This is a genomic window from Ruegeria sp. A5 (genome assembly GCF_056543005.1).
The window spans coordinates 1-13076 of record NZ_JBQGAV010000002.1; the positions used below are offsets into that span (position 1 = coordinate 1).

The 13076-nt window shown below is 57.0% G+C and carries 15 protein-coding genes and 1 tRNA gene; 11 read left to right on the forward strand and 5 right to left on the reverse strand.

The genetic code is table 11. The features are described from left to right. The first annotated feature begins 14 nt into the window (after nt 1–14). From ACR0AY_RS05795 to ACR0AY_RS05830, 8 genes are all read left to right on the forward strand, one after another. Nucleotides 15–91, forward strand: a tRNA-Met gene (locus ACR0AY_RS05795). Nucleotides 92–868: 777 nt separating this feature from the next. After that, nucleotides 869–2071, forward strand: a complete 1203-nt coding sequence (pcaF, locus tag ACR0AY_RS05800) for a 3-oxoadipyl-CoA thiolase (RefSeq protein WP_170511547.1) — start codon at nt 869–871, stop codon at nt 2069–2071. 15 nt (nt 2072–2086) lie between these two features. Beyond that, nucleotides 2087–3079, forward strand: a complete 993-nt coding sequence (gene paaA, locus ACR0AY_RS05805) for a 1,2-phenylacetyl-CoA epoxidase subunit PaaA (protein WP_170404695.1) — start codon at nt 2087–2089, stop codon at nt 3077–3079. 23 nt (nt 3080–3102) lie between these two features. Further along, nucleotides 3103–3387 (forward strand): 1,2-phenylacetyl-CoA epoxidase subunit PaaB, encoded by a 285-nt coding sequence (gene paaB, locus ACR0AY_RS05810; protein ID WP_170404692.1) that lies wholly within the window; start codon nt 3103–3105, stop codon nt 3385–3387. Beyond that, a complete protein-coding gene (gene paaC, locus ACR0AY_RS05815; protein ID WP_170397730.1) occupies nt 3387–4154 on the forward strand; it encodes a 1,2-phenylacetyl-CoA epoxidase subunit PaaC in 768 nt (255 codons plus the stop codon). Before paaB ends, paaC begins: the two co-directional genes overlap by 1 nt. Nucleotides 4155–4160: 6 nt before the next feature. Next, the gene (gene paaD / locus ACR0AY_RS05820) at nt 4161–4619 is read left to right on the forward strand and encodes a 1,2-phenylacetyl-CoA epoxidase subunit PaaD (protein WP_170404686.1); all 459 of its coding nucleotides are present in this window, start codon (nt 4161–4163) and stop codon (nt 4617–4619) included. Nucleotides 4620–4633: 14 nt separating this feature from the next. Continuing rightward, nucleotides 4634–5707, forward strand: a complete 1074-nt coding sequence (locus ACR0AY_RS05825; protein WP_170511544.1) for a 2Fe-2S iron-sulfur cluster-binding protein — start codon at nt 4634–4636, stop codon at nt 5705–5707. A gap of 12 nt (nt 5708–5719) precedes the next feature. Next, nucleotides 5720–6478: a Phenylacetic acid catabolic protein gene (locus ACR0AY_RS05830; protein ID WP_170511542.1), complete on the forward strand. Its 759-nt coding sequence runs from the start codon at nt 5720–5722 to the stop codon at nt 6476–6478. Between the two features lie 3 nt (nt 6479–6481). On the opposite strand, the gene ACR0AY_RS05835 is transcribed toward ACR0AY_RS05830, so the two are convergent. From ACR0AY_RS05835 to paaG, 5 genes are all read right to left on the reverse strand, one after another. Further along, entirely contained in the window at nt 6482–6697 is a 216-nt protein-coding gene (locus ACR0AY_RS05835; protein WP_170511540.1) for a hypothetical protein, read from the reverse strand. A gap of 69 nt (nt 6698–6766) precedes the next feature. Continuing rightward, entirely contained in the window at nt 6767–7363 is a 597-nt protein-coding gene (locus ACR0AY_RS05840) for a TetR/AcrR family transcriptional regulator (protein ID WP_170397716.1), read from the reverse strand. Nucleotides 7364–7385: 22 nt separating this feature from the next. Further along, the gene (gene paaK / locus ACR0AY_RS05845; RefSeq protein WP_170511538.1) at nt 7386–8693 is read right to left on the reverse strand and encodes a phenylacetate--CoA ligase PaaK; all 1308 of its coding nucleotides are present in this window, start codon (nt 8691–8693) and stop codon (nt 7386–7388) included. A gap of 15 nt (nt 8694–8708) precedes the next feature. Further along, nucleotides 8709–9137, reverse strand: coding sequence for a hydroxyphenylacetyl-CoA thioesterase PaaI (gene paaI / locus ACR0AY_RS05850; protein ID WP_170397710.1), 429 nt, complete (start codon nt 9135–9137; stop codon nt 8709–8711). A gap of 1 nt (nt 9138) precedes the next feature. Next, a complete protein-coding gene (gene paaG / locus ACR0AY_RS05855) occupies nt 9139–9924 on the reverse strand; it encodes a 2-(1,2-epoxy-1,2-dihydrophenyl)acetyl-CoA isomerase PaaG (RefSeq protein ID WP_170511536.1) in 786 nt (261 codons plus the stop codon). A gap of 200 nt (nt 9925–10124) precedes the next feature. Here paaG and ACR0AY_RS05860 point away from each other — a divergent pair, with 200 nt between their 5' ends. From ACR0AY_RS05860 to ACR0AY_RS05870, 3 genes are read left to right on the forward strand one after another with little or no spacing between them, the layout of a single operon-like run. Beyond that, the gene (locus tag ACR0AY_RS05860) at nt 10125–11144 is read left to right on the forward strand and encodes a TRAP transporter substrate-binding protein (RefSeq protein WP_170511534.1); all 1020 of its coding nucleotides are present in this window, start codon (nt 10125–10127) and stop codon (nt 11142–11144) included. 54 nt (nt 11145–11198) lie between these two features. Then, nucleotides 11199–11702: a TRAP transporter small permease gene (locus ACR0AY_RS05865; protein WP_170397701.1), complete on the forward strand. Its 504-nt coding sequence runs from the start codon at nt 11199–11201 to the stop codon at nt 11700–11702. Further along, complete coding sequence (locus ACR0AY_RS05870; RefSeq protein WP_170397698.1) at nt 11702–13054, forward strand: TRAP transporter large permease; 1353 nt, start codon at nt 11702–11704, stop codon at nt 13052–13054. Before ACR0AY_RS05865 ends, ACR0AY_RS05870 begins: the two co-directional genes overlap by 1 nt. Nucleotides 13055–13076 lie beyond the last annotated feature (22 nt).

Sequence of the window (13076 nt, forward strand, 5' to 3'; positions counted from 1 at the left end):
GTCACTTAAAGTGTCGCGGGATGGAGCAGCCCGGTAGCTCGTCAGGCTCATAACCTGAAGGTCGCAGGTTCAAATCCTGCTCCCGCAACCAACTTTAGAAAATCCCAGAGCAGCCCGTGCAGACTACAAACAGTCCACCGGATCAATTGCTTAACGTCTTCAGCTCGTCAGGCTCATAACATGAAGGCCGTAGGTTCAATTCCTAATGCTGAAAAAAAACACCGTGCAACATCAGATATTTACGCGCCGCCCTAGGGCGGTTTTGTTCATTCTGGGAGGCCCCCAAAGTAAGCAAATCCGCAAGTTCCCCAACAAGTTTAATCGCATACTTCCGTTCTTTGGGGACCTACTGGGTCTCCGACAGAAGGCAGCGGATGATCGCCATCACCTCGGCTTTTGTGTATAGATCATTCAACGCTTCTTTTCAAAGTTAACTTGATGATTGGCGATGACTGGAGGCAGCTGTTGGGACGAAAGCGGTTAAGTGTCATTCATTAAACGCTATAGGTCAAAACCTGCCAATCTGGTGCGATGTCTGCCGCAGATCCAAACGTTTACCGGAACTCCAATCTCAAAATGGCAACATTTCAAACTGCCTATTCGAAGCGGTCTAAGTACGCTTTCGATTTGTCAAATTTTGTGTTGCAGGAACCCTTACCAAAGGTCTGAGACGGCATCGGCGCAGATGGTAAGCCGGCAAAGACTACGTTTCACACTTCCAAGTTACTCGCAGCAAGCCAAAGCGTTACGGAAAAAGCAAGAAAACGTATATGAAGTAACATAAAGCTTGCTGCGAATCGAAGAGAGGCTTATTAACCGACCTATCGGTCACTTAATGATGTGAATTCAAATTCGGAGTAATCGACCTATGGACGCCTTTATCTGCGACGCCCAGCGCACCCCGATCGGACGATATGGTGGTGGACTAAGCCAGGTGCGCACAGATGATCTTGCCGCCCTGCCAATCGCTTCGCTTGTAGCGCGTAACCCACAGGTGGATTGGTCCAGTCTGGACGACGTGATTTATGGCGATGCGAACCAAGCCGGTGAAAGCAACCGCAATGTGGCGCGGATGGCGGCGTTGCTGGCAGGGCTGCCTGTGGATGTACCGGGAACGACAATCAATCGGCTCTGCGCGTCTGGCATGGATGCGGTGGGCATGGCTGCGCGCGCCATCAAGGCTGGGGATTATGACATGGCGATCGCGGGTGGGGTCGAAAGCATGTCGCGTGCGCCATTTGTGATGCCCAAGGCAACATCCGCCTTTACTCGTGCCAATGCCGTTTACGACACCACGATCGGCTGGCGCTTTGTGAACCCGAAAATGGAAAAGGAATTTGGTATCGACTCGATGCCCGAAACAGCGGATAACGTAGCGGAAGCTTATGGTATCAGTCGCTCCGATCAGGACGCGTTTGCCGAACGCAGCCAGGCCCGCTGGGCCGCGGCGCACCAGACCGGGGTGTTTCAGGAGGAGATCACCCCGGTCACAATCCCACAGCGCAAAGGTGACCCGGTGGTGGTCGATACGGACGAGCATCCACGTCCGGGGACTACAGCAGAGAAACTGTCTGGCCTAAAGGGCATCAACGGGGTGGACAAGACTGTGACCGCTGGAAACGCCTCGGGTGTTAACGACGGCGCGGCGGCGATCCTGATGGCGAATGAATCTGCTGCGGCAAAGAACGATCTGATCCCGATTGCCCGTGTGGTTGGCATGTCCGTTGCTGGGGTGGAGCCGCGCGTGATGGGCATCGGCCCGGTTCCAGCCAGCCGTAAGGTGCTTGCACGGGCTGGGCTCAGCATTGATCAGATGGATGTGATAGAATTGAACGAGGCGTTTGCCTCGCAGGGCCTAGCCACGCTGCGCGAACTCGGGGTGCCCGATGATGCGCCGCATGTGAACCCAAATGGCGGGGCGATCGCCATTGGCCACCCGCTTGGAATGAGCGGTGCGCGGCTAGTGATGACTGCTGCCTATCAACTGCGCCGCACCGGAGGCCGCTACGCGCTCTGCACCATGTGTGTCGGGGTAGGGCAGGGTGCCGCACTTATTCTTGAACGTGTGTAAGGGAGGAGACCTCACATGTACGCTCAGATGATCAAAACAGCCGGAACAGGCGTGAAATCCCGCGAGGAGATGACCGAGCAGGAACGCGCGTTTCAGGACAAGATCGACGCCGATATCAAGATCGAGCCCAAGGATTGGATGCCCGACGACTATCGCGCGACACTGATCCGTCAAATTGGCCAGCACGCACATTCTGAAATCGTAGGCCAGCTGCCCGAAGGAAACTGGATCACCCGAGCGCCAACGCTGGAGCGCAAGGCGATCCTGCTGGCCAAGGTGCAGGATGAGGCCGGGCATGGGCTGTATCTCTATTGCGCGGCAGAAACGCTGGGTGTCAGCCGGGATGAGATCACCGAGATGCTGCTGGACGGGCGCATGAAATACTCGTCGATCTTTAACTATCCGACCCTGAACTGGGCTGATATCGGCGCGGTCGGATGGCTGGTCGATGGCGCTGCGATCATGAACCAGGTTCCGCTGCAGCGGACGTCCTTCGGACCATACTCGCGCGCAATGATCCGCATCTGCAAAGAAGAGAGCTTTCACCAGCGCCAGGGCTATGATGCGATCCGCAAGATGGCAGAGGGTACGCCAGAGCAGCGTAAGATGGCGCAGGATGCAATAAATCGACTGTGGTACCCGTCGCTGATGATGTTCGGGCCGTCGGACAAGGAAAGCGTGCATTCGGCGCAATCCATGGCGTGGAAGATCAAGATCAACACCAATGACGAGCTGCGCCAGAAATTCGTGGATCAGACCGTGCCTCAGGCCGAATATCTGGGTCTGAGTATCCCTGACCCGGACCTGAAATGGAACGAAGAACGGGGCCATTATGATTACACCGACCCGGACTGGTCCGAGTTTTTCGATGTGATCAAGGGCAACGGCCCCTGCAATGTCGACCGGCTGGCCGCGCGTAACAAGGCGTGGGACGACGGTAAATGGGTTCGCGACGGGCTGCTGGCTCATGCCCGCAAGAAACGCGCCGCAAATCTGGCTGCAGAATAAGACTGCCCTGAGGAGGATACCAAATGAACAACGAATGGCCCCTGTGGGAAATCTTCATCCGCGGACAACATGGCATGAGCCACCGCCATGTTGGGTCGTTACACGCCCCGGACGCGGAAATGGCGATCAAGAACGCGCGCGATGTCTACACGCGCCGCAACGAAGGCGTTTCGATCTGGGTGGTTGAGGCCAACAACATCTCGGCCTCATCGCCCAGCGACAAAGGTCCGCTGTACGAGCCCAGCGAAAGCAAAGTGTACCGCCATCCAACCTTCTTCGATATTCCCGAAGAAGTGGGGGCGATGTAATGAGTGTTCCGGTTTCCAATGACGCTTTGCTGCAGTTTCTGCTGCGGATGGGGGACAATACCCTGATCCTCGGCCATCGCGTCAGCGAATGGTGCGGCCATGCGCCTGTGCTGGAGGAAGACATCGCGCTGGCCAATACCGCGCTGGACCTGATCGGTCAGACTCAGATGTGGCTGGGTCTTGCGGGTGAGATCGACGGCGGCAAATCCGCCGATGATCTGGCCTTTCTGCGAGATGCCTGGGATTTCCGCAATGTGCTGCTGGTCGAAGTGCCGAACGGCGATTTCGGCCGCACGCTGATGCGTCAGTTCCTGTTCGATGCGTGGCATTCGATCATGCTGGGGCGTCTGATGACATCCTCTGACGACCGGGTCGCTGCGATTGCCGCCAAGGCCAGCAAAGAGGTCACCTACCACCTCGAACGCTCGGGCGACACGGTTGTGGGCCTCGGCGACGGGACCGAGGAAAGTCATGCCCGCATGCAAGAGGCGCTGGACTATCTCTGGCCATATGTCGGCGAGATGTTTGCCAGTGACGATGTTGATGCAGAAATGGTTGCGGCGAGGATTGCCCCGAACCCGGCAGATCTGCGCGCAGAATATGACGCTCTGATCGAGCGTGTGCTGTCCGAGGCGACACTAACCATTCCCGAAAGCCGCTTTGCCCATAAGGGCGGGCGCGACGGTCGCATGCATACCGAGCATCTGGGCCATCTTCTGACACAGATGCAGTGGTTGCAGCGCGCATATCCCGGCGCGAAGTGGTAAGGATCAATGCGGGCTTCAACGGATCAGGTGTGGGAATGGCTGGACGCTGTACCAGACCCTGAGATTCCGGTGATCTCGGTCGTCGATCTGGGCATTGTACGCGATGTGCGATGGGATGAAGACACTCTGACGGTTACCGTCACGCCGACCTATTCGGGCTGCCCGGCGACCTCGGTCATCAGCATGGATATCGAAACTGCGCTGCGTGATCATGGAATCGACGATCTGCGGATCGAGACAAGTATCGCACCGGCTTGGACCACCGATTGGCTCAGCGACAAGGGCCGTGCTCGGCTCGAGGATTACGGCATCGCCCCGCCGCAGCCTGCAGGTGGACCTGAACGCTGCCCACATTGCGGTAGCAAGGCGGTTGAAAAGGTCAGCCAGTTTGGCTCGACCCCTTGCAAGGCCCATTGGCGCTGCACCGACTGCCTGGAACCTTTTGACTATTTCAAGTGCATCTGAGGGAGGATCACCGGATGGCACGCTTTCATGATCTGGAAGTTACCGATGTTCACAAAACCATCCGCGATGCGGTGGTCGTGACGCTGAAACCTGTAAACGGTTCAGCCGATGAATTCGACTTTACCCAAGGCCAGTACCTGACCTTCCGCCGCGATTTCGACGGGGAAGAACTGCGCCGGTCCTATTCGATCTGCGCGGGCAAGGATGAGGGCATTCTGCAGGTGGGGATCAAGCGCGTGGATGGCGGCGCATTCTCGACCTGGGCCAACTCCGATCTAAAGGTGGGCGATACGGTGCAGGCGATGCCGCCGATGGGCAGCTTTTACACCGCAATCGATCCCTCCGCCGAAAAGCATTATCTGGGCTTTGCGGGTGGGTCGGGCATCACGCCGGTTCTCTCGATCCTGAAGACGACGCTTGCCCGAGAACCACATTCGCGGTTCACATTAATATATGCCAACAAGGGCGTGAACACGATCATGTTCCGAGAGGAGCTTGAGGACCTCAAGAACCTCTATATGGGGCGTCTGAACGTGATCCATATTCTGGAAACAGACGCGCAGGAAATCGAGCTTTTTACAGGTCTGGTCACGCAAGACAAATGTGCCGAACTTTTTGAACACTGGATCGATATTGAGAACGTCGACACGGCTTTTATCTGCGGCCCCGAGCCGATGATGCTGGGCATTGCCTCAACCCTGCGGGCGCATGGGCTGAACGACGGGCAGATCAAGTTTGAACTCTTCGCCAGCGCTCAACCCGGTCGGGTCAAGCGCAAAGTGAGCGGGGCGGACACGGCATCTCAGGACAACCAGACCAAAACATCAATCACCATGGACGGGGCAACGCAAACGATCACCATGCCGAAGGATCAATCGATTCTCGATGCCGCGTTGGAGAATGCGATGGACGCGCCTTACGCCTGTAAGGCCGGGGTCTGTTCAACCTGCCGCTGCCGGGTGCTTGAGGGCGAGGTCGAGATGGTCGCCAATCACGCATTGGAAGACTACGAAGTCGAGAAAGGATACGTCCTGAGCTGTCAGGCCTATCCGCTGACCGACACTGTAGTCGTGGACTACGATCAGTAGACGGAGGGAATGATGGCTGAAGACATGACAATCGAGAGCTATTTGGCAGCGGGTGGTGTCCTGAGTAATCCAACCAACGTGCCTCCGCGCTATCGTGCAGAGCTCATGAAACTGATGGCGACCTTCGTGGACAGCGAACTGGCCGGCGCAGCGGGCTTTGCCGACATCATAAATCTGGGCCCGGGCATCAAGGAACGCATCGCGGCGGCCAAGATTGTGCTGGAAAAGACCGACAACGCAGATCGTGTCCTGAAAATCATGGGCGAGTTCGGAGCCAACACTGACCGCTATGCAAATCACCATCCCTGGACCACACGTCTGGATCGTGATGCGGATATCGGGGCTACGCGGTCCGAACACGACATGCGCCTTGCTGTATTCAACTATCCGATCGAAGGATGGGAAGATGCCGTGGTTATGAACCTGCTGATGAGCCTGGCGGTTGACGTCCAACTGGCTCAGTTTTCGCAGATATCCTATCAGCCTCTGGCCGAGGCCTTCCGCGAGATTTCCCCGATCGAGGCGCGCCATGGGGAGCTTGCGCTTGAGGGTGCGGGCAAGCTGATCGAACAGGGAAAGGCTGCAGAAATGCAAGCGTCGGTCGACTATTGGTGGCCCCGGGTCGCGGCAAGTTTTGGGGCGGGCACAGCCGAGAAAACCGAAACGCTCCGCAAGCTGGGGCTGCGGCAATTAACCGGGATTGAGATGAAAGATCAGTGGACAGTAAAAGCGACCGAACAGGTCGAAAAGCTGGGACTTGAAGTACCCTAGCTTTCAAGGTTGGCGTTTACGGCTCAACAACCCATACTTCACGGCCAATCCGCGAAGCGTGCGACGCTTTCGCCGATCTTTCTTCAATGACTGCTGGGCTTTAGCACCACATTTCCGATTGAACTCAAAAACGTCAATCACCCGCTCGGCGCAGCCACAGGCTTCGCCCAGACCTACTTTGGCGAAATAGAATTTATCGAAACGATCAGGGCGTTGCATGGGTAACCTCCGCCCATATTGAACCTCATCCTGACCGCAGAGCCAAATCAACTCTGTGCCAACAAGGGTTCAAAGGCCATCAACACCTGATAATGTCAGATTGCTTACCAACGCGGCGTAATCGCTGCGCGCGTTGGCATCCGCCCCGGCATTCCACATGTAGAACCAGTTCAACATTCCGAAAACGGACATGGTCGTGGCCCGAAGCTTGGCCGCATCATCCTTGAAAGTTGCAGGCGAGATGCTGGCGATGATGTCACTGACGAACACCACCAGATCCCTCTGATAGCCACGCAGCAGATTCTGCTGCTCTTCGGGCAATGCGGACATGCCGCTGGTTTGCACGCGATGCTCATCATCCACGCCTTGATAGGCCAGTAGGATTTCCCGCACCACCCGTTTCAAGCGATCCGCGGGTTCCATCCCATCAAGGTCCAAGCCGCAAACCTGGTCACGCAATTGCAGCAGGTAACTGTCGAGAATATCGAACAGAATGGCGTCCTTGCTGTCGTAGTAGTGATAGATATTGGCCTTGGATATCCCGCACTCCCGCGCCAGCTGAGACATTGACGCCCGATCAAATCCTTCCTGCGCGAAGACGCGGGCGGCGCATTTTAGGATGCGAGTTCGTTTATGGTCGTGGTCTTTTGCTATCGTGCGCGCCAAATCCTGACCCTCCGTCTGTCGCTTAGATGTCCCGATTGTCAATCACGCGCCGGGCCTTGCCTTGTGAGCGTTCTACCTCGCCCGGCTCGCCTATATCGATCTCGGTCGAGATGCCAACCACCTCTTTAATCCGGCGAGATAGCATCCGAGCAGCAGCGGTTTTGCTCAGCTCATCGGCTGCATCCGGCGTTGCTTCGACATGCACGCGCATCGCGTCCATCCGGCCAGCTTTGTAAAGTTCGATCTGGTAGTAGGGCGCCAGACCGCCGGTTGCCAGAACCTGCTCCTCGATCTGACTGGGGAAGACGTTGACACCCCGCAGAATGATCATGTCATCCGAGCGGCCCGTGATCTTTTCCATCCGACGCATCGACCGAGCCGTACCGGGCAAAAGCCGCGTCAGGTCACGGGTGCGATAGCGGATCATCGGAAGACCTTCTTTGGTCAGCGTGGTGAACACCAGTTCACCAATCTCACCATCAGGCATGACCTCGCCGGTCTGCGGGTCGATGATTTCGGGGTAGAAGTGGTCTTCCCAGATCACGGGCCCGTCTTTGGTTTCGACGCACTCATTGGCGACGCCCGGTCCCATGATCTCGGACAGGCCGTAGATATCGACGGCATGCATATCGAATGCTTGTTCAACCTCGGAGCGCATCGAATCCGTCCAAGGTTCAGCGCCAAAGACGCCGACAGCCAAGGAACTTTCGCGCGGATCGAGTCCAATCTTGTGATACTGCTCAAGAATGTTCAGCATATAGGATGGTGTTACCATAATCCCGTCAGGTTTGAAGTCAGTGATCAGGTCGACCTGCTTGCCGGTCTGCCCACCGCTCATCGGGACGACCGTGGCCCCCAGACGTTCGATTCCATAATGCGCGCCCAGACCGCCGGTGAACAGGCCATAGCCATAGGCGTTGTGCACCATGTCGCCCCGGCGCAAACCGCTGGCACGCAACGACCGCGCCACCAGATCCGCCCAATTATCGATATCGCCTTGCGTATACCCCACGACGGTTGGCTTGCCCGTGGTTCCCGACGAGGCATGAACACGAATGATCTGCTCACGCGGGACTGCAAACAGACCAAAGGGATAGTTTTCCCTCAGATCGTTTTTGTAGGTAAACGGAAACCGTGCCAGATCACTGAGGGACTGAAGGTCGTCAGGATGCACACCGGCCTCATCAAACCGCTGCCGGTACATAGGCACGTTGTCATAAGCATGGCGCAGCGACCATTTCAGCCGATCCAACTGTAGGTTGCGGATTTCATCAATCGAGGCGATCTCGATCGGATCAAGATCCGCCTTGTTCGGAGTAAGATCCTTCATGCCATCCCCCTCATCTCAGGTCTCGTCAAACACCGGACCTTTGACCGCGCGGGAAAAGCCCCGAAATTCTGCGATCTTTTGTCCGGCTTGGTTGGTTATGGATACGTCATAGATACCGCTGCGCCCTGTCAGGCTCAGTTCCGTTGCGCGGGCCGTCAGCAGATCACCGGATCGCGCGGGCGCGACGTAGCTGATCACATTGTGCTGGGCGACCGTGGACTGGTTGCGACTATTGCAGGCAAAGGCAAAGGCGCTGTCGGCCAACATGAATGTCACACCGCCATGGCAGATCCCGTGCCCGTTGCAGTGATGGTCAGCCACCTGCAACGCCAGCGTCGCAGCGCCTTCATCCATCTCGACCAGTTCCATGCCTGCCCATTTCGAGGCATTGTCCCGCCCCCACATGGCAGCAGCGGCTTTCTGGGCGCGTTCCTTCGGCGTCATCTCATTCTCCCCGAAATACTGGCGCGCGCTTTTCCAGAAACGCAGTAACGCCCTCGGCATAGTCGACGCTTTCGCCGGAGGTTTTCATTGCGTCCGCCTCAATCTCGAGATGATCGGTCAGGGTATTCGTGGCAGCCGCCTGTATCGTCTGTTTCGTCAGGCCAAGTCCCAGCGTTGGACCATTGGCGAACTGTTCCGTTAGTGCGCGCGCCTCGGTCATTAGTTCAGCGTCTGGAATTGCTTTCCAGATCAGCCCCCAATCCGCAGCCTGCTTTGCTGGCAGGGGTTGCCCAGTCAGGGCCAGCCCTTTGGCTCGCGCTTCACCCAGCAAACGTGGCAGATGCCAACTGCCGCCGGTATCAGGTATCAGGCCCACTTTGGAAAATGATTGGATAAACTTGGCAGAGTCAGCGGCAAGTACCACATCACAAGCCAGGGCGAGATTCGCACCCGCCCCGGCGGCAACGCCATTGACGGCGCAGACAACAGGTAATTCCAAAGACCTGATCAGGCGGACCAAAGGCGCGTAGAAGGTGCGAACCGTATAGCCCAAATCCGGCGGACCCTTCATCGTGGCAGGGTTTCGATCGCCCAAATCCTGCCCTGCGCAGAACCCGCGCCCCGCGCCGGTTAACAGCACCGCTCGGGTACCACCGTCACGCGCGGCCTCAAGTGCAGCGCGCAGGGCATAGTGCATCTCATCCGTGAAACTGTTCAGGCGATCAGGGCGATTGAGTGTAATTTCAACCCATTGACCCATATTCTGCGAAATAATCGTGTCGGACATGCCCGGTTCGCTTTTCATAAGTTACAACAAACTTCTTGCATAAACCGAACGGTTGGTCAATAAATTCTATAGCCGTTTGTGACTCGGCGATCGGAAATGCACTTTGGCCAGCGGGCGGAACAGCATTTCTCGTCGTTGATAGTTACAAAACGTACCATTAACACATTCACGACTTGCGATTTTGAGGAGGAGACCCGGTCATGAAATTCACCAAGCTCACCACATTGTTGGCGTCTGCAACCATGGCGGTGTCCGGCACCATTGCTTTTGCGGCTGACTACACCCTGACAATTTCCAGCTGGGCCCCACCCACCCACGGCATCAACGCAAAGATGTGGCCCAAATTCGTCGAAATGGTAGAGGAGGCCACTGACGGGCAGGTCACCGCAGAGCTTAAGCTGGGTATCGCTCCACCGCCTGCGCAGATGGACCTGATTATGGATGGCGCGGCCGATGCCTCGATTATCTTTCACGGCTATCAACCGGGACGCTTCGTCACCACCAAGCTGATCGAACTGCCTGGTTACGAAGGCTCGGCCGAGGACGCTTCGGTTGCCTACTGGCGCGCCTACGACAAGTACTTGAAAGCTGCTGACGAGCATCGTGGTGTCAAAGTCATCGCCTTGCACACGCATGGACCCGCGCAGCTGCATTCCAGCGCGCCAGTAACCACTCTGGATGAGGTTTCGGGCCTAAAAGTACGTATCCCGGGTGGCGTTGGCGGAGACGTTGGTGCGGCGCTTGGCGCGACCGGCATTCAGGTGCCCGCTCCGAAAGTCTATGAAACACTGGCATCGAAAGCCGCCGACGGCGTGGTCATGCCACTGGAATCGCGCAAGGGTTTCAAGCTGACCGAGGTTGCGCAGAACGTCTATGAGATGCCCGGCGGCCTCTATCGTGGTTCGTTTGCATTCATCATGAACGAAGACACCTTCGCAGATCTGCCACCCGAGCTGCAGACGGCGCTGGAAGAAAACGTATTCGGTGAACCGCTGAGCCGTGAGATCGGTAAAATCTGGGATGAGATCGACGCCACTGGACGTGAGGCAACCGAGGCGGCAGAAGGCAATGCCATCAACGCTGCCACAGATGCGGATATGGAGAAGTTCTCGGCCATCGCCGAAGACATCCGCGGTAAGGTCATCGCCGAGGTTGACGCAACAGGAGTCGACGCACAGGCCGCATATGACATGATCAAATCGGAAATGTCCTCGAACTGATCCGACTGCAGGGCGGCTCTTGCGCCGCCCTGACTTACCCTGCGCGAGTTTCCCATGACCCCTATTATTCAGCTTGTGCGCCGTGCCAGCGCCCTTCCCGTGATCGTGGCCTGCATTGCACTGTTTATCCTGATGGTAATGACCTTTTGCGACGTGATCCTGCGTTCGGTCTTCAATGCGCCCATTGAGGCCGCCACCGAGCTGACGCGCATTCTGATGGCAATTCTGGTGTTTTCTGTCCTCCCGATCGTCTCCACCACCAATGGCCATATCGCGGTCGATCTGACAGACGGGTTCTTCCACCGTCTGCATCTGTCGCGTGCGCGGGACGTTGTGATCTATGTGGTCAGCGGCATCATGCTGTTCTGGCCGGTCCAGCGCGTTTGGGTCCTGGCCGAGCGAGCGCGGGATTATGGGGATGTAACCGAATATCTTTCAATCCCCACCTACCTGATCGGCTGGTTCATTACCCTGTCTGTTGCCATCACTGCACTGGTGATGATCGCCACTGGGCTGCTAAAGGCCTTCGCCCCAAATACACTGTCGGAGCCTATGTAATGACCGCAGCGCTAATCGGATTTGCGATTGTATTGATCTTGGTGCTGGTGCGCCTTCCTATCGTCTTTGCCATGGGTCTGGTCGGCACATTGGGCTTTGCCTATGAGCGTGGCGGCTCAATCTTTGATGAGCGCGGGATGAAGGCTGCCATGTCCATGGTGGGCCGACAGATCACCGACACTGCGCAGGACTATGGTCTGTCGGTTGTGCCGCTGTTCATCCTGATGGGCCTGTTCGTGAATAAGGGCGGCATGGCGCGCGAGCTTTATGCGGTGTCCAACGCCTTTCTTGGCCACATGCGCGGTGGTATTGCCATGGCAACGGTTGCGGCCTGTGGCGGATTTTCGGCTATCTGCGGATCGTCGCTGGCGACCGCCGCCACGATGTCAAAGGTCGCGATGCCGCAGATGCGGCGTTACGGCTATTCCGATGAACTCTCGACCGCCTCGATTGCCGCCGGTGGTACATTGGGCATTCTGATCCCACCATCGGTCATTCTGGTCATCTACGGGTTGCTGACCGAGACCTCGATCGGGAAACTGTTCATGGCGGGCATCATCCCTGGCATCCTCGGCATTCTGTTCTACCTCTTCGCCGTGCGCTGGACCGTCTGGCGCAACCCCGAGGCCGGCCCAGCCGGAGAGCGTGCTACATGGTCCGAACGCATCCGTGCGCTGGGTTCGGTTTGGGCGGTGCTGTTGTTGTTCTTCCTAGTGATTGGCGGGCTTTATGGAGCCTTCGATTTTGAGCCCCTAAACCTGACATTCTCACCCACCGAGGCCGCAGGTATGGGGGCCGCTGGGGCCTTTCTGATTGCACTCTTTCGTGGGGGTCTCACGGTTGGCTCGACATTCGAGGTGCTGAAAGAGACCTGCTTTACCGCGTCTGCCTTGTTCGCGGTGTTGATTGGTGCGCAGATATTCTCAAATTTCATCAATCTGGCCGGTTTGCCCGAAGCCCTGATCGCGATGGTGACCGCCTATGATGTGGCTCCGTTTGTCGTGATCCTGATGATCCTTGGTATCTACATCATTCTGGGTTGCGTCTTCGAATCTCTCTCGATGCTGTTGCTGACGGTTCCGATCTTCTTCCCGTTGGTCACGTCTCTGGGCTATGACCCAATCTGGTTTGGCATCGTCGTCGTGGTTGTCACCGAAATCTCGCTGATCACTCCACCCGTAGGCCTGAACGTCTTCATTCTGAAAGGCGTGGTGGGTGACGTCTCGACCGGCACCATATTTCGTGGCGTCACTCCGTTCTGGATCGCCGATATCTTCCGCCTCGCGCTGATCGTGCTGGTGCCCATCGTGGTGCTGTATCTGCCGCAGCAAATGGGCGCTTTGGGACACTAGTCCCACCGCATCAAACAGGAGA